The sequence below is a fragment of the Pseudomonas sp. AM14(2022) genome (genome assembly GCF_036346455.1).
Classification (GTDB): domain Bacteria; phylum Pseudomonadota; class Gammaproteobacteria; order Pseudomonadales; family Pseudomonadaceae; genus Aquipseudomonas; species Aquipseudomonas putida_A.
In genome coordinates this window covers 105,424-121,370 of record NZ_JAOTNY010000012.1, presented here as the reverse complement: position 1 = coordinate 121,370, position 15,947 = coordinate 105,424, and the positions used below count along the sequence as shown (strand labels likewise).

The following is a 15,947-nucleotide window of genomic DNA, read 5'->3' as shown; positions in this document are numbered from 1 at the left end:
GCCCACGCCCACTAACAAAGCGCCGACACCCAGCGTGCCGAGGAGAAAATTGCGTCGATTGACCGCCATCAGCTCACCCCCAGAATCGACGACAGATGCGCATTGAGAAAACGCCCGCTCGGATCCAGCGCCTGGCGCACGTCAACAAATTCGCGCCAGCGCGGATACAGCGGTTGCAGATTCTTCGCGTTGAGCGTGTGTAACTTGCCCCAGTGCGGGCGACCGTTGTACTTCCAGAAGATCGGCTCGACCGCGGCGAAGAAGTTGTGATGATCCATCTGGTAATGCTGGTGCACCGAGATCGAACAGCTGTCGCGGCCCTCGAACATGCTCAGCGGAATGTCGTCGGCCTTGACGTAGCGGTACTCGATGGGAAACCAGGTGCGCAGGTCCTTGTCCTGAATCAGCTTGAGGATTTCACGCAGACACGCCGGGCCGTGTTCGGCGGGCACCGAGTATTCCATCTCGTTGAAGCGCACGGTGCGCACGTTGGCGTAGATGTCGAACGAGTCGCCGACCCGATCATCGAAACTCGCCATATGCCGCAGGCTGTTGAGCAGCGTGCGGCGCAACTCGGGGAAGTCGCTGCCGTATTTGTCGATCTTCTCGATCAGGGTCACGAACTCGTTGCCGCCCTCCTCTTCGGGCGGGATCGGCGGCGTGGCCGGGTCGCTGGTTTCGTTGAGGGCGATGGACAGCGCGTAGTCGGAATGGGTGACGACGAGCATTTCCCAGTGCTGGTTTTCCCGGGTGTTTTTGTCGAGGTCTTCCAGCAGCTCTTCGGTCTTGGCGATCCACTGGCGTTCGCGCAGGCGGTAGGCCGGGCGATTTTGCAGACGGATTTTCGTCGCCACGCCCAGTGCCCCAAGGGATACCCGGGCGGAATTGAACACTTCCGGGTGGCGCTGACTGTCGCAGTCCAGCACCTCGCCGTTGGCCGTCACCAGTTGCAGGCCGCAGACATGCGCCGAGTACGACTGAAAGGTTTTCCCGGTGCCGTGGGTCGAGGTGGAAATTGCCCCGGCGAGAGTCTGGTAATCGATATCGGCCATGTTCTGCAGGGCCTGGCCGACGTCCTTCAGCGGTACGCCCATGCGCGACATTGGCGTACCGGCGCCGAATTCGGCCTGCAGGGTGTTCGGATCGTGGTCGAGCAGCCCGGTGAAGTAGCTCAGCGACAGCAAAGTGCCGTCGGTGGGCACCAGTGCGCTGAACGAATGCGCCGAACCGACCGGGCGGATTTTGCCCTGGGCCTGGCGAATCGCAGCGCTCAGCTCATCAAGATTCTTCGGCGCCAGCCGTGCCGCCGGCAGGCAACTCTGCCCGCCCGACCAGTTGCGCCAGGGAATCAGTCGCGGGGCGCGCATCAATTGTCCCAGCGCGGGATTGGCCGCCAATGCACTGAACGCGCCGACGATGCTTGCCCGTTGCAACACCTGACGCCGTGTCAGATCCATGCTCATGCGCACGCCCTTATTGTGGGAGGGGCTGGTCGGCCATGAAGCCGATCAGTTGCAGGAATTGTTCTTCGGTGCACTCGACGCACTGGCCCATCGGCGGCATGCCGTTGTAGCCGTTGATGGCGTGGTCGAGCAGCGTGTCGGCGCCCTGGCGGATGCGTGGTTCCCAGGCTTGACGATCGCCAGTCAGCGGCGCATTGGCGGCCGGGTTGGCGTGGCACAGCTGGCAGCTGTTGGTGTAGATCTGCGCCAGGGCCGGGTCAGAGGGTGTGGCATTGTGAGTGGTCGCCGGCGGTGCGGATTTTTCGTCGCAGCCGCACAGCGTCATCATCAGCGCCAGCAGTAAAGTGAGTCGGATTGCCCGCATAACGATCCTCGAGGGTGGCAGCGCTTTTTGTTGTGATCACACCTTAAGGCAGGCACGGCAGCGGGTTGAGGGCATTGCCGGACAACGATGGGGGCAAACGGGGCCAGTAGAGAGTGTTCAGGCAACCCGATTCAACTGTGGGAGCGGGCTTGCTCGCGAATGCGGTGTGTCAGCAAATGAGGATGTCAGTTGAAAGGACGCATTCGCGAGCAAGCCCGCTCCCACAGTGGATCTCATAAACCAGTCAGAGCTCTGCTCTGGGGCTCTGCGTGACATTCGCGTGACATTGGCGGGTTTAAATGTCGGCGCATTCAGGCGTATAACCTGTAAAGACTTTTTGATCTGAATACGGACATCAACACGGGGTAGCGACATGACCACAGCAAACATCCTTGGCAATCTGTTCCCTTCTGTCAGCGACATCCCGGAAAAATACCGCCTCGACGGTCAGGTCGAGCAGCGCGAATACCTCGTCGATGGCCAACTGCGGCGCTGGGACGGCCCACTCGCCACCGTGCGCAGCCCGGTGTATCTGCACGGCGAAAACGGCGATGAACAAGTGATTCTCGGCAGCACCCCACTGCTCGACGCCGACACCGCGCTCACCGCCCTCGACGCCGCCGTGCGTGCCTACGATCGTGGTCAGGGCCTGTGGCCGACCATGCGCGTGGCCGAACGCATCCAGCACGTCGAAGCGTTCCTCGGCCGGATGCGCCAGCAGCGCGAAGCCGTGGTCAAACTGCTGATGTGGGAGATCGGCAAGAACCTCAAGGACTCGGAAAAAGAGTTCGACCGCACCTGCGACTACATCGTCGACACCATCAATGCACTGAAAGAACTCGACCGTCGCTCCAGCCGTTTCGAACTGGAACAGGACACCCTCGGCCAGATCCGCCGCGTGCCGCTCGGCGTGGCACTGTGCATGGGGCCTTACAACTATCCGCTGAACGAAACCTTCACCACGCTGATTCCGGCGCTGATCATGGGCAACACCGTGGTGTTCAAACCGGCCAAGCTCGGCGTGTTGCTGATCCGCCCGTTGCTCGAAGCGTTCCGCGACAGTTTCCCGACCGGCGTGATCAACGTGATCTACGGCAGCGGCCGCGAAACCGTCAGCGCGCTGATGGCCAGCGGCAAGATCGACATCTTCGCCTTCATCGGCACCAACAAGGCCGCCAGCGACCTGAAAAAACTGCACCCGAAACCACACCGCTTGCGCGCCGCGCTGGGCCTGGATGCGAAGAACCCCGGCATCGTCCTGCCGGAAGTCGATCTGGACAATGCGGTCAGCGAAGCGGTCACCGGTTCGCTGTCGTTCAACGGCCAGCGCTGCACCGCGCTGAAGATCCTCTTTGTGCACGAGGACGTGGTCGACGCCTTCATCGAAAAATTCAACGCCAGACTCGCCACCCTCAAGCCGGGCATGCCATGGGACAGCGGCGTGGCACTGACGCCGCTGCCGGAGTCGGGCAAGGTCGATTACCTGCACGGTCTGGTGGCCGACGCGCAGAGCAAGGGCGCACAAGTGGTCAACCCGAATGGCGGCGAGAGTCGCGAGTCGTTCTTCTACCCCGCCGTGCTGTACCCGGTGACGCCGCAGATGCGCGTGTACAACGAAGAACAGTTCGGCCCGGTGGTGCCGATCGTGCCGTACCGTCACCTCGATACCGTGATCGATTACGTGCTGGAATCGGACTTCGGCCAGCAACTGAGCCTGTTCGGCACCAACCCGGTGGCGATCGGCCGACTGGTCGACACTTTCGCCAACCAGGTCGGGCGGATCAACCTCAACGCCCAGTGCCAGCGCGGCCCGGACACCTACCCGTTCAACGGGCGCAAGAACTCCGCCGAAGGCACGCTGTCGGTACACGATGCCCTGCGGGTGTTTTCGATCCGCACACTGGTGGCAACCAAGTTCCAGGACAGCAACAAGGACCTGATCAGCGAAATCATTCGCGGCCGCGATTCGAGCTTCCTGACCACCGATTACATCTTCTGACGAGGACTTTGCACTGAGCACCTTCAGCACCCAACGACTGCCACCGCTGCTGCGGCGAATCCTGCGTCCGTTGCTGGACCCGTACCGCCGCTATCAGAACGCCCGACTGATTCACGCGGTGCGGGTAGCGCTGGGGCTGCTGGCGACCATCCTACTGACCACCGGCATCAACCTGCCCCACGGCGAGTGGGCTTCGGTGACCATGCTGGTGGTGATCGGCGGCCTGCAACACCACGGTAACATCGGCAAGAAAGCCGCCGAACGCGCCACCGGCACCCTGATCGGTGCCGGCGTCGGTCTGCTGCTGGTAGCGCAACAGGCATGGCTGGGCCTGCCGTGGCTGACCTACTTTGCCATGGCGGTGGTCTGCGGGTTCTTCTCCTATCACGCGATCGGCAAGGGCGGGTACACCGCTCTGCTCTCGGCAATTACCGTGTTCATCGTTGCCGGACATGGCGACAACCCGATCACTGACGGCTTGTGGCGCGGGGTCGACATCCTGATCGGCATCGCCCTGGCCCTGGCATTTTCCTTCGCCCTGCCGCTGTACGCCGTGTATTCGTGGCGCTACAACCTGGCCGATGCCTTGCGCGACTGCGCCACGTTGTACGGGCGGATCATCAGCGGCCAACCGGTCAGCGCCGATGAACATCTGAAGCTGATGGGCCGGGTGACCACAGTGATGGTGCAACTGCGCTCGCTGATGCCTTCGGTGTCCAAGGAAGTGAAAATCTCCATGACCGAGCTGGACGCGATTCAACGCAACCTGCGAATGTGCGTCAGTACCCTGGAAATCCTCGGCAACACCCGCCCGGATGCCAACGACCCCGACGCCATGGCACACCTGCAATCGGCACTGCGGGCCGAGCACCGGGTGATCCGCGTGCAACTGATCGGCATGGCCCGGGCCTTGAAATCCGGCGCCACGCAACGTCTGGAGCGCCCGCTGGAATTGCCTGACGCGAGCCTCGACACCCCGGTCTACAACACGCTGGACGGTTACCGGTTACTGACCCGACAACTGGTCGCGAACATTGGCGAGCTGCGCCAACGCCTGGCGATGACTGCGCCACGCTGGAACATCTGAGCCGTTGGAAAAAACCCATGTAACAAAGCCGACATCATCACTACAATGCGCCGCACAATGGATGTGACATGGACGCATAAATGCAATTCAGGAAGAGTATCAACGCCCTGCGGGCACTGGCCGTGCTCGCGGTCGTGCTGTTTCATTTCAAGGTGCCAGGGTTTGAAGGCGGATTCGTCGGCGTAGACGTGTTCTTCGTCATCTCCGGCTTCCTGATGACCGGCATCATCGTCAATGGCGTGCAGCAGCAGAACTTTTCCCTCCTCGGTTTCTACGCCTCCCGCGCCCGCCGCATCATTCCCGCCCTGCTGGTCCTGTGCGTTGCGCTGCTGATCTTCGGCTACTTTTATCTGCCGCTGGATGACTTGCGCGAAACCATCCGTACGATCAAGAGCAGTCTGCTGTTCAGCTCGAACTTCAGCTTTGCCCAAAGCGGCAATTACTTCGCGGCGCCGCTGCATGAAAACTGGTTGCTGCATACCTGGTCGCTGTCGGTCGAATGGCAGTTCTACCTGCTTTACCCCGTGCTGATCATGGGGCTGCACCGGTTCTTCGGCACCGATAAAACTCGCTTTGCCTTGCTGGCCGTGGCGCTGATTTCGCTGCTGGCGTCCATCATCGTGACCCGCGTCAACCCGACGTTCGCCTTCTACATGCTGCCCACCCGCGCCTGGGAAATGATCGCTGGCGGCCTGGTTTTTCTGTTTCCACTACGATTGAGCCAGCGCGGCGGCGCGATTTGCGAAGGATTCGGCCTGCTGGCGATTGCCGTCAGCGTGCTGGTTTTTTCTGAGGCGGATCTGTGGCCGGGCTACCTGGCACTGGTGCCGGTGCTGGGGACGATGCTGGTGATTCACGCCAACACCCGGTCGATGTTCAGCGGCAATCCTGCGCTGCAATTTGTCGGGAGCATTTCCTACTCGGTGTACCTGTGGCATTGGCCGCTGGTGGTACTGCTTTACCTGTGCGGGCTGTTGAGCAGCTGGCCGCATGTGATTGGCGCAATCATCGCCTCGTTCGCCCTCGGCACCCTGTCCTTCTATCTGGTGGAATCGAAGGTGAAAAAAGGTACGAGCGCTACTCGAACAGTGATCAAGTTCGCGTCACTGACGGTAGCGGTGGTGGCCGTGTCGGCAACGACGTCGTCGCTGGTCAAGCAACACCCCGACTGGCGCCCGGCACTGGTCGAACTTGGTCAGCCGGAATACACCAGCAAGCTGTATCCGCAGGAGTGCTACCCGAATGCCTATGCGGCGGCGGATTGCAAACTGGGCACGGGTGATGTGTCGGTGATTCTGTACGGCGACAGCCATGCGCAATCCACCGCAGCGGCGGTGCAGATGGAAAATCCTCAGGCGGCACTGTCATGGTCACGGGGCGGTTGCCCGACCCTGACGCACTTCGCCATGCACGACAAGACCGTCGAAAGCCAGTGCCGGGGCTTCAATCAGGAAAAGCTGCAACAACTGAAAACCGCGTACGCCGGGGTGCCGGTGGTGCTGTTCAGCCGTGCGGCGCTGTACGCGGATTCAGGCCGGGAAAACAGCTACCGGATTTCCTTTCCCGAGCGCCAGGCCACGTTTGCCGAAGCGTATACCGAAGAGTACGTCAGCACGGTCTGCTCGATCGCGGAAAACCATCCGGTGTACATCGTCAAACCGATCCCGGAGATGCCTTTCAGCGTCTACAAGGGCTTGAATCTGAATCAGCGCTTGTTCCGGCAAAACACAGACATTTCCTTGCCGTTGCAGGCCTATGAAAAGCGCAACCGCATCGCCATCGCAACCATCGAAGCCGCCGCCAGCCGCTGCAACGCGACGGTGATCGACCCGACGCCGTACCTGTGCCCCAACGGCAATTGCATGGGCTCCATGGACGGCGTGCCGCTGTACTTTGACGACAATCATCTGGTGGATGCCGGCAATCAACAGCTCAAAGGCCTGTTCAAGGATCTGATCAAACCGATTTGAGCTGGCGCCGGGCTTTCAGGCCCCAGCCCTGTTGCATCCCGGCGGCGGCCAGCAGAATCGCTGCCACCCCGATCCACTGCAGGATCTGCAGGCGATGGCCGAAGGCGAACCAGTCGACGAAAATCGCCGCAATCGGGTAGATGAAGGACAGCGCACCGGTCAGGGCAGTCGGCAGTTTCTGGATCGCACCGTACAGCAGCACGTACATCAGGCCGGTGTGGACGATGCCCAGCGTCACCAGACTGGCCCAGGCTCCGTTGGTTTGCGGCAGGCCGTTGAAGTGCGCGAACGGCGCGAGCAACAGCACTCCGGTGCAGACCTGGATCAGCGCGATCAGATGCGGCGGCGTGCCGGTCAGTCGCTTGATGATCAGCGCCGCCATCGCGTAGAGCAACGCCGCCCCCAACGCCAGCGCAATCCCCAGCAGATATTCGCTACCGCCCTCGCCCTGCCCGCCATGGGCACTGACGATCGCCAGCATGCCGAGAAAGGAAATCGCCAGCCAGAACAGCTTTTGCAAGGTGATTTTCTCGCCGAGAAACAGCGCCGCCAAGCCGACCAGCATGAACGGCTGCACGTTGTAGACCGCCGTCCCGATGGCAATCGAGGCCCGGGAATAGGAGCCGAACAACAACACCCAGTTGCCGACAATCGCCACCCCACTGAGCACCGCGAGCAGGAACGTGGTGCGGGTCAGAATGCCCGGACGCAAGAAGCCGAACGCCGCGCATATCAGCAGCAAGGTGCCGGCGCCGAACACGCAACGCCAGAACACCACATCCAGCACCGGTTGCCCGGACACCAGCACGAACCAGCCGATGGTCCCGGAAATCAGCATGGCGGCGGTCATTTCCAATGAACCACGGCGGATTGTGTTGTCCATCATCGATCTCCCTAAGCGTTTGACGAAAGCGTGGCAAAAGTATGCCAAGCCGACCACGAGCGCCTCCAGCGCAAAAAGCAGGCTAAACTCGATTTCTGCCTTTTTTATCGTGGGTGGTTGCCCTCAAATGCCTAATACCGGAGTTGCCCCATGACCGACGATATCGACCAGATCCTCATCAGCGCCTTGATGGACGACTCGCGTCGCTCGCTCAAGGCATTGGCGCAAATCAGCGGCCTGTCCTCACCCAGCGTGGCCGAACGCCTGCGCCGCCTGGAGGAGCGCGGCGTGCTCAAGGGCTATACCGTCGAGATCGACCCCAAATGCTTTGGTTATCAACTCCAGGCCATCGTCCGGGTGCGACCACTGCCGGGGCAATTGCAGGAGGTGGAACGGCAGATCATGTCGATCCCGGAGTTCACCGAGTGCGACAAGGTCACGGGCGAGGACTGCTTCATCGCCCGATTGCATGTGCGTTCGATGGAACAGCTGGACACCCTGCTCGACCGCCTCAATACGCTGGCCGAAACCAACACCGCGATCGTCAAGAAAACCCCGGTCAAACGCCGGTTACCGCCGATGGCGTGAGTGCTTTTTGCGCCTGCGCGGCGTAGATTGAGGTTTTCCCGGCGAAAGGATTGGGCGGTAATGAGAATTCAGGCAGTGATGCTGACAGTGTTGATGCTCAGCGGGTGCGGGACGGTGCAGACCGTCGTGCTCAGCGACAAGGCTTCTGTGGACCAGCTGAAGACCAAGAAGAGCTACTGCGGCGCTGTTCCGCGCATTTACAGCGGTGCAACCTACGACTTCTGCATGCTGCACGCCGAAAAGCCGGATGACGTCGACGCGTTCAATTACAATAACGCCTCCCTTGGCCTGGTGGTCGATGCAGCAGTCTCAGGTGTGCTGGATACGTTTCTGCTGCCCTACACGATTTACAAGCAACAGGCCGATGGCAGCATCGTGATCAACTGATCCGCTTTTCGCAGACAACAAAAAACCCGCCGAAGCGGGTTTTTCGTTATTTCACAACAGCGATCAGTCGTCGCGGCTCATGATGCCGAAGATCTGCAACAAGCTGATGAACAGGTTGTAGATCGATACATACAGGCTGATGGTTGCCATGATGTAGTTGCGCTCGCCACCGTGGATGATCGCGCTGGTCTGGAACAGAATGCACACCGACGAGAACAGCACGAAACCGGCGCTGATCGCCAGTTGCAGGCCGCTGATCTGGAAGAACATGCTCGCCAGCGTTGCACCCAGCAACACGAAGAAACCGGCGGTGATGAAACCACCGAGGAAGCTCATGTCCTTGCGGGTGATCAGCACATAGGCCGAGAGACCACCGAACACCAGCGCGGTCATGGCGAATGCCGAACTGACCACTTCTGCGCCGCCCTGCATGCCCAGGTAACGGTTGAGGATCGGGCCGAGCAGGAAACCCATGAAACCGGTCAGCGCAAAGGCGGACACCAGGCCCCACGCGGAATCACGGAGTTTGTTGGTGAGGAAGAACAGCCCGTAGAAGCCGATCAGCACCACGAAAATGTTCGGGTAGCCGACACGCATCTGCTGCGCCACGAAAGCCATCACACCGCTGAATGCGAGGGTGAGCGCCAGCAAGCCGTATGTGTTGCGCAGGACGCGGCTAACCTCTAGCTGCTCAGCCTGCACGCTGTTGTGAACTGCGTAATCCTGTTCGCGCATGGCGACACTCCTGTTGGTTTGAAACGTTCAGTGGCAAAGATCATAACAGACGCTCTGTAACAAGCCATGCACAGAGTTTGACAGTGTGTTTCATTCAGGTATTATGGCGCCCGCAACGCAAACGGAGGTGTGGCCGAGTGGTTTAAGGCAACGGTCTTGAAAACCGTCGACTGTAACAGGTCCATGAGTTCGAATCCCATCGCCTCCGCCATATTTGATACGACAAAGCCCTGATTATTCAGGGCTTTGTCGTTTCTGGCGCTTACGAAAATTTCTGCCTTTCGGTATGTGTTCCATAACTTTTGTGGACGCGTTCCATAACTCCGACCGATTCCCCCCCCTCTCCGGCGTCCTGCCAATCGTTAAAACACTCTTCATGTAACACGGTGCTACGCTGATTCCTTGGCTGCCAAGGAAACCAAAATGCCCAACTCCGACCTGCTCCCTTCCCTGCTCTTCAAGATCAACGAAAACCAGCTCGCCCTCGAAGCCGCCATCATGGAGCTGTCCAACTGGGTCGAACAGCGCGGATCGGCAGAAGTAGCCGAGAACGTGCGTGGCGCACTCTGGACAATCGACAAGAATGAGGAATTTATCAAGATGAGCCTGGCGGTCTTGATGGCTCCTGATTGACCGGCTCAACCCGGTGAAAGGCCGATGTCACTTCGTAAAGCGCTTGCCAAGGACTGATGCTTGAGCCGTAAAGAGTGCAGGTCGAAGAATGCTCAAATCGCTCCGATTTAGCATTTTCTTGCTGAGAAGCGCCACAGCGCTTGCACCTTATGGTTGCATTCGAAATCGACCATTCTGCATGCCAATTCAAAAGCCTATCCAGCGGTGTCATGTTTTTTGCCCAAAAAAGCCGTACAAAATTAATCTATATGTACAACTTTTTTTGATCAAGGCACCCAGCGCTTTTTACAGCTCGTCGCCTTCCCCTCGCTCACATAGCGCTCCTCGATTACTGTACATGCATACAGTTCCTGTGCAGCGAATCTCCTTCCATGAATTTCGACCAAGCCAAATCCCTTCGGCTCCAGCAATGGCGCGCGACTCTAGACGACCAGGACTTTCGCATGCAGAACCCGGAGGCACACCGGGAAACGCTTCATCAAATGGCGGACGCCCTGCATACAGAGGGACTGATCGACCAGCTTGAGCAGTTCGATATGAACGAGATGGCAGATGCCGCCTACTGGCATTCTGTAGAAGAGCTGCAAAACTCGCCGGGCCAGTACCGCGGAGCGTCGACCTACGATGTCGTGCAGGTCGACACCGGTAGGCTGCTTGGCAATATCAGCCGTTCCATCTTCAACTTCGAAAGCGACGAACCACGCGGCGCCTCGTTTCCCTACGACGGCAAGGTTTACTCTGGCGCGGACGGAGTGCGGCTGACCTTGGGGCTTTCCCGAAAGATCGGGACAATCTCGGGCCTGTTTCTGGAACTGAATGGGCGCCGGTACCAGCTCGTTGAAACCGAGCGGGTTGTTCGCGGGGTTGATTACAAGCCAATGGATGATCCAGACGCTTACCGCGCTCTGGTTGATGCGGCTCAAATCGCCAAAGAAGAGCGAGACCTACGCGCTTTTGAAAAGGTGCGACCTCACATTGAGTCGGCGGCCTTCTGCATGTGCCCTGCCTGCCTCGATCAGTTTGGCGCCCGGGAAGACTGCCCAACCTGCTCCGGAAAAGGTTTTGTGACGAAGCCCGCGCCCGCGGGTCTACGCTGAAGAAACCATGCGAGGATCGGGCAATATGCGGACGACTATCCCAGTACAGTGGCATTCACGACTTCGTGGCAGCGCTGAGCATGCCGAACGCCCTGGTCAATTCGACCGGGGATCAGCGTTTCGAGCGGTACAACGCCGCGCCGAAGCCCAGCTCGCCCTTTTTCACCAAGAAGGCCAATTCTTGCACGCGGACATGGTTCGGTGGGGATGGCGACCGCACTGGGCAAAAGACCGCGCCGCACCGATCAACGCTAGGGTCGAGAAAGTCGCCCACGGTCCGTTCTTCCGCGCGATCTGGCCGCACCGGGCGATCATAGCCATCAACAACTGGTTCGAGTGGGTCGACGAAGGCGGGCCGAAAAAGCAGCCCTATTTGATCAGGCACCGGGACCAGTCACCAATCCTGTGTGCCGCCATCGGCCAATATCCGAACGAAGAGCACGACCCGGGCGAGCACGACGGCTTTGTGATCATTACAGCCGACAGCGCCGGGGGAATGGTCGATATCCACGACCGGCGGCCGGTGGCGTTATCGCCTGAACTCGCACGGGAATGGTTGGATCCGGCCACGCCGAAAGAACGCGCCGAACAGATGGTTCTGCACCAGGGCGAACCGACAGAGGTTTTCGAGTGGTTCAAGGTTGATCGGGCCGTGGGGAATGTTCGGAATCAGGGCCCGGATCTGATTAAACCCATCGATTGATCAACTGTGCGTCAGCGTTTTCAGCCGCTCCACCAAGGCGGCTTCGAAAATGATGTACAGCCTTTCAGCATCGCCGGCGCGCAAAGCCCCGCCGGTTTCCAGTCCAAGCACGAAGCCATCCGCCCGTGCTCCCGCCTTCACAGCGATGATCATCGAATCGGCCCGGACAATCTGCGCCAGCAGCCGATCGGCCTCTCTTTGCATCTTCTCGCTCAGCACCACGCCTTCCACATCAGCCACCTATTACCTTCACTACGACATCCAATAAATGACAGAAAGAACGACTGAAACCCAGATAATCGTCATCACAATTGAGTAGCCAGCCAGTTGCTTGTCCATGTGCCCGCATCATCCAGATCGAATATAAATGATGGTTTACCGGTGCTCACCTCGCAACGATAGCGCCGAGCCATCACTCAGTGTGCGGATGTAGGCCTGGCAAGCCTGCAGCGCGATCAGCCCCCGGTCGCCTTCGTCGGTGATGGCGATAATTCGTTGAGCATGCGCTGGGTCAAGTCGGGCTCGTACGGCTGCATGATCCACGCCGGCGGCGCCGGCGGTGGCTGGCACACCGCAGCCTTTGGCAGCATCGGTTGCGTCGAGGAGGACTGACAGCCGCAAATCAGAAGTGGCAAGGCGATCGCGCAGGCGATCTTGGTCACGTTGGGCATCGGTCATTTTCCTGAAGTGGGTTTGCTCGCTGGCCGCCAGTTGCTGCTCGAGCGCCAAACGCTTGTCCTGCTCGGCCTGCTGCGCGGTGGCGGAGGCCAGGGTCAGTTGATTGAGGGTTTCGGCGTGCTGCTGGGCCTGTTCGGCCAACTGCTTGCCGAAACGCCAATCCTGAAACTGCCAGGCGCTGCCGGCGCCGACCAGCACCAGCGCCAGCGCGCCCACCGCTTTCCACGGCACGACCATTACGGCACATCCCGGAAGAACACGTGCCCGCCCAACTTGAGCGTCTGCTTGGCCTTCGCCGCCCAGGCTGGCGCTTTGATGCTGGTGGCGTAGTAGTGAGTGGCGCCGCCGGTGGGATCCGGCACCTTGCCGTCGATCACCTGATCAGCAGCGATCCGACATTGCGCCAGCTCGCGGAACGGAATCTGCTTCACGCCGATCAGGAATTGATAGTTCGGGTCGGTCTTGTTCCAGCAGCTGAATTGGTACGGCTTCTGGCACACGCCGGCGTAGCCCTCGCCCCACCACGAATTGGTCTTGCCGTCGAACACCCGGTTGCGGATCGTCCAGGCCACGGCGATTTGGCCGGCAGTTCCTTCCCCACGGGACTCGCCCCACAGCGTGCGAGCGAGTATGTCGCGGTCTTTTTCGGTTACAGGCATCACTTTTCTCCAGGCAAAAAAATACCCGCTCGATGGCGGGTTGCGGTCTGCCGCGGCGATCAACTCAAGACTGGGTTGCTCGGGCCACGGTGGTTTCTTCGTTGTACGGCTCAGGCTGATCCGGCCAAGTTGGAGCGTCTGGCCAAACAGGCAGGCCGGTCACGCGCCCCAACAAAACGCGGTATTTCTTCCAGGCCGCCAGCGACGCTACCCGCAGCGGCTTCTCGTCGACCTCCTCGGGCAGCGCGTAATCACCATCAATGGCATCATTGATTGCGTCGACCCGGCTTTGCAGCGCAGTGACTTGGGCGGTTGCAAGGCGCGTTCTGGCGTTGAGAATCGCCGTTGTGTCGCGCAGGAGTTCCTGCTCGGCGATGGCATCGATCAGGGACTGTGGAATTTCGTCGACGAAGGTTTCGCCCTCCAGCAGTTCCATTTCTGGGTTGATCGCCCGCCAGCCAGTGGGGGTAATTGCGTAAGGCATATCATCACCTGTCGAAGTAGTAGCCGAGCGAGTAGCAGTTGGCGCTTCCGCCACCGGCTGCGCTGTAAGTAATGGTGCCGTCTGAGGCGATCGGACAGCGACCATTGAAAATGGCACCCGGCGGCACGAATACCATCCATCCGGACGCGATCGGCGTGCCCGCATCAGAGGGGGTAAATTTCACCGAGACGGTTCCGACGTTTTGCCAAGCCGCCTCCAACGTGTGCGCCGTAACCGGTGCGATGGTGCGCGTATTGAATGCCGCGACCGAGGTCCCACCGCTGAGCAGGCGGAATGTGGTGCTTTCCGGATTGGCCACCGTGTACATGATCGAGCTGTCGGCCAGGCGATGGGCGAATTGATAAGCCCCCGCTGCGTTGGTGTTGATCAGAATCGAACCGATGTACCGGCGAGAGTTGTCATTTGTTTTCTGGTGCGCCTGGTTGTAATACCGCGCCGGCGCAGCAGTAGTGGACTGCTCAATAGCACCAGCATCGGTAAGGTAAAGGTGGATGAAAGTGTTGACCGCCCCCACCGTCATCGGATTGATCGTTCCGCCAGCGTAGGTAACAACCTTGGCCACTGACGGCACGTACGCGCTACCGGGGCGGATTGCGATACTCGTTCCTGACACCCAGACCAGGCTTAGACCTTCGATAAAGCCCAGCGCGCCGCCGATCCCGCCCTGTTCTCGGGAAATTGGTGTAGTGAGCCCGACCAAAGAGGTGATGTCGGAGTTCTGCCCTTTGCCGGCCTTGCTGAATTGCAATTTCGCCAAGGCAGAGAGAACGGTGTCGGTCGCAACAACAGCAGATGCCACGCTCGGCAGCGTGAATCCAGTCAGGGTTGCAGCCCTTACTCGCGCGTCGGTGAAATACTTGTTGATTAAGCCCTCGGGCAGGCCATCGGTGTCGGTCAGAGCGGCGAGCTGCGTACCGAACTGATTGACCAGCGCGCGAAGTGCATCAGCAGAATCCTTTACGTACCCCTGCATTGGCGCCAGCGCGTAAGCCCCAGATGTGTTGGTTGCGCCTTGGTACGGCGGCGCAATCGACATCGCCGTGTCGCTGGCAATGTTGGTGACTTCGTACCAACCGCCGTCAGGGCCGCGGAACGCGTCACCGACTCGGCTGTTGGCAATAAAGGCGGTACCGGCGCCGATCACCGCATTGGAATTTTGGACGGCAGAAACCGTCCCGGTTTTGTACCAGGGCATCGAATTACTCCAGAAGAAGTTTGGCTCAGGCCAGCAATTTGGCGCAGAGAAATGGGCGGTGGCCCTGATCGGTCCAGGCGGTCGTAGCCAGGCTGTACATCATGATTCGACCGCCCGCATAGTCGACGCCCAAGGCGCAGCCCCCACCGGTTGCGTCGTTGTGGCAGTTCATCGCAAATGGGTTCAAGGAAACGTATTCGCCGACTCCCAAGGCTTTATTGATTGACCAGATGTATCGGCGCCCCACCACAAGCACCTCGCTCCCGACATACGTCCAGTTGCCGGCGGCGAACGTCACAACCACGGCCGGTGCGCCGCTGTCATAAATCAACGTTCCGGCGCCGTCCCATAGCCTCATCCCGTAGGCAGCGGTCCCCATGGAAGCCCACGCGGCGACGAAATACTGCCCGCTAAGCGTCGAGTCCACGTTTGATGCCTTCATGGTGAAACCAGTCCAATTACCTGGCCCGCCTGTGAACCAGACCGATATCGGCACCTGAATGGCGCCAGTCTGATTTGGTCGGATGAAAACAATCGGTGGGTCTTGGCTTGTGACAGCCCTGGCAAAAACGCCGGATGCGTTGGTGGTTCCGGAGTAACTTCCCTTCGTCAAAACGCACAATCGTGGAGCTTCGGAATCGATCTGGACGAATGCGTTGTCGTTGATGCTCTGAAAGCCGTAAGTCATACCCCGTACCTGATTGCGTAGCCTTTGGCGACAATTCGCGTTGCGGTCGTCGAAGCGCTGGCCGATGGGTTCTTGTTCCTCACAATCACTTGGCCAGCCGAGGTGGTCACATACGGGTAAGACTTGCTGTTTCCCAAGCCATCAGCTTCCGATGACTGCACATCCTGCGCCCTCGTCGGGATGATCATGAACGCGCAGTTGGCAGGGTTGAAACCCGGAATGTTCAGCGTGTAGCTGGGCGTGGTACCGCTGAAATCAATCACGCCCTGCCACAACACCTGGTAGGTGAAGCTGTTGGTGTCCATCCCTAGAT

The 15,947-nt window shown here is 59.7% G+C and carries 18 protein-coding genes, 1 tRNA gene and 1 pseudogene; 9 read left to right on the top strand and 11 right to left on the bottom strand.

The window, feature by feature from the left end:
• Nucleotides 1-68: 68 nt before the first annotated feature.
• Together V3W27_RS22020 and V3W27_RS22015 are read right to left on the bottom strand one after the other, a co-directional pair.
• Nucleotides 69-1,397, bottom strand: coding sequence for a D-arabinono-1,4-lactone oxidase (locus tag V3W27_RS22020; RefSeq protein ID WP_330207577.1), 1,329 nt, complete (start codon nucleotides 1,395-1,397; stop codon nucleotides 69-71).
• A 76-nt stretch (nucleotides 1,398-1,473) separates the two neighbouring features.
• Nucleotides 1,474-1,827 carry a c-type cytochrome gene (locus V3W27_RS22015; RefSeq protein ID WP_247269081.1) on the bottom strand — a complete coding sequence of 118 codons (354 nt, stop codon included), beginning with the start codon at nucleotides 1,825-1,827 and terminating at the stop codon, nucleotides 1,474-1,476.
• Between the two features lie 373 nt (nucleotides 1,828-2,200).
• Between V3W27_RS22015 and V3W27_RS22005 the strand changes: the two genes are divergently transcribed.
• From V3W27_RS22005 to V3W27_RS21995, 3 genes are all read left to right on the top strand, one after another.
• Nucleotides 2,201-3,826: an NADP-dependent glyceraldehyde-3-phosphate dehydrogenase gene (locus tag V3W27_RS22005; protein WP_330207545.1), complete on the top strand. Its 1,626-nt coding sequence runs from the start codon at nucleotides 2,201-2,203 to the stop codon at nucleotides 3,824-3,826.
• A 46-nt stretch (nucleotides 3,827-3,872) separates the two neighbouring features.
• Entirely contained in the window at nucleotides 3,873-4,913 is a 1,041-nt protein-coding gene (locus tag V3W27_RS22000) for an FUSC family protein (protein ID WP_330207576.1), read from the top strand.
• 80 nt (nucleotides 4,914-4,993) lie between these two features.
• On the top strand, nucleotides 4,994-6,883 hold the full coding sequence (locus tag V3W27_RS21995) for an acyltransferase family protein (RefSeq protein WP_330207544.1): 1,890 nt from the start codon (nucleotides 4,994-4,996) through the stop codon (nucleotides 6,881-6,883).
• On the opposite strand, the gene V3W27_RS21990 is transcribed toward V3W27_RS21995, so the two are convergent.
• Nucleotides 6,870-7,766 (bottom strand): DMT family transporter, encoded by an 897-nt coding sequence (locus V3W27_RS21990; RefSeq protein ID WP_027613771.1) that lies wholly within the window; start codon nucleotides 7,764-7,766, stop codon nucleotides 6,870-6,872. The genes V3W27_RS21995 and V3W27_RS21990 overlap by 14 nt on opposite strands.
• Before the next feature lie 150 nt (nucleotides 7,767-7,916).
• Between V3W27_RS21990 and V3W27_RS21985 the strand changes: the two genes are divergently transcribed.
• Nucleotides 7,917-8,354, top strand: coding sequence for an Lrp/AsnC family transcriptional regulator (locus V3W27_RS21985; protein WP_027613772.1), 438 nt, complete (start codon nucleotides 7,917-7,919; stop codon nucleotides 8,352-8,354).
• A gap of 60 nt (nucleotides 8,355-8,414) precedes the next feature.
• Complete coding sequence (locus tag V3W27_RS21980) at nucleotides 8,415-8,741, top strand: YceK/YidQ family lipoprotein (RefSeq protein ID WP_247269078.1); 327 nt, start codon at nucleotides 8,415-8,417, stop codon at nucleotides 8,739-8,741.
• A 63-nt stretch (nucleotides 8,742-8,804) separates the two neighbouring features.
• On the opposite strand, the gene V3W27_RS21975 is transcribed toward V3W27_RS21980, so the two are convergent.
• Nucleotides 8,805-9,476, bottom strand: a complete 672-nt coding sequence (locus V3W27_RS21975; protein ID WP_027613775.1) for a Bax inhibitor-1/YccA family protein — start codon at nucleotides 9,474-9,476, stop codon at nucleotides 8,805-8,807.
• A 123-nt stretch (nucleotides 9,477-9,599) separates the two neighbouring features.
• On the opposite strand from V3W27_RS21975, the gene V3W27_RS21970 reads away from it, so the two are divergent.
• The 4 genes and pseudogenes from V3W27_RS21970 (at nucleotide 9,600) to V3W27_RS21955 (ending at nucleotide 11,909) form a co-directional block, all read left to right on the top strand.
• Nucleotides 9,600-9,687, top strand: a tRNA-Ser gene (locus V3W27_RS21970).
• A gap of 212 nt (nucleotides 9,688-9,899) precedes the next feature.
• On the top strand, nucleotides 9,900-10,109 hold the full coding sequence (locus tag V3W27_RS21965) for a hypothetical protein (RefSeq protein ID WP_103367493.1): 210 nt from the start codon (nucleotides 9,900-9,902) through the stop codon (nucleotides 10,107-10,109).
• A 371-nt stretch (nucleotides 10,110-10,480) separates the two neighbouring features.
• A complete protein-coding gene (locus tag V3W27_RS21960) occupies nucleotides 10,481-11,206 on the top strand; it encodes a hypothetical protein (protein WP_330207543.1) in 726 nt (241 codons plus the stop codon).
• Between the two features lie 23 nt (nucleotides 11,207-11,229).
• Nucleotides 11,230-11,909: pseudogene (locus tag V3W27_RS21955) on the top strand (SOS response-associated peptidase family protein).
• Here V3W27_RS21955 and V3W27_RS21950 read toward each other — a convergent pair.
• From V3W27_RS21950 to V3W27_RS21920, 7 genes are all read right to left on the bottom strand, one after another.
• Nucleotides 11,910-12,140: a hypothetical protein gene (locus V3W27_RS21950; protein WP_098968401.1), complete on the bottom strand. Its 231-nt coding sequence runs from the start codon at nucleotides 12,138-12,140 to the stop codon at nucleotides 11,910-11,912.
• Nucleotides 12,141-12,284: 144 nt separating this feature from the next.
• Nucleotides 12,285-12,824: a lysis system i-spanin subunit Rz gene (locus tag V3W27_RS21945; RefSeq protein ID WP_330207542.1), complete on the bottom strand. Its 540-nt coding sequence runs from the start codon at nucleotides 12,822-12,824 to the stop codon at nucleotides 12,285-12,287.
• Nucleotides 12,824-13,246, bottom strand: a complete 423-nt coding sequence (locus V3W27_RS21940; RefSeq protein ID WP_330207541.1) for a cell wall hydrolase — start codon at nucleotides 13,244-13,246, stop codon at nucleotides 12,824-12,826. Before V3W27_RS21940 ends, V3W27_RS21945 begins: the two co-directional genes overlap by 1 nt.
• A 64-nt stretch (nucleotides 13,247-13,310) precedes the next feature.
• Nucleotides 13,311-13,730, bottom strand: a complete 420-nt coding sequence (locus V3W27_RS21935; protein WP_330207540.1) for a hypothetical protein — start codon at nucleotides 13,728-13,730, stop codon at nucleotides 13,311-13,313.
• Nucleotides 13,731-13,734: 4 nt separating this feature from the next.
• On the bottom strand, nucleotides 13,735-14,946 hold the full coding sequence (locus V3W27_RS21930; RefSeq protein ID WP_330207539.1) for a hypothetical protein: 1,212 nt from the start codon (nucleotides 14,944-14,946) through the stop codon (nucleotides 13,735-13,737).
• 25 nt (nucleotides 14,947-14,971) lie between these two features.
• Nucleotides 14,972-15,634 (bottom strand): hypothetical protein, encoded by a 663-nt coding sequence (locus V3W27_RS21925; protein ID WP_330207538.1) that lies wholly within the window; start codon nucleotides 15,632-15,634, stop codon nucleotides 14,972-14,974.
• A complete protein-coding gene (locus tag V3W27_RS21920; RefSeq protein ID WP_330207537.1) occupies nucleotides 15,631-15,939 on the bottom strand; it encodes a hypothetical protein in 309 nt (102 codons plus the stop codon). The genes V3W27_RS21925 and V3W27_RS21920 overlap by 4 nt, the downstream gene beginning before the upstream one ends.
• Nucleotides 15,940-15,947 lie beyond the last annotated feature (8 nt).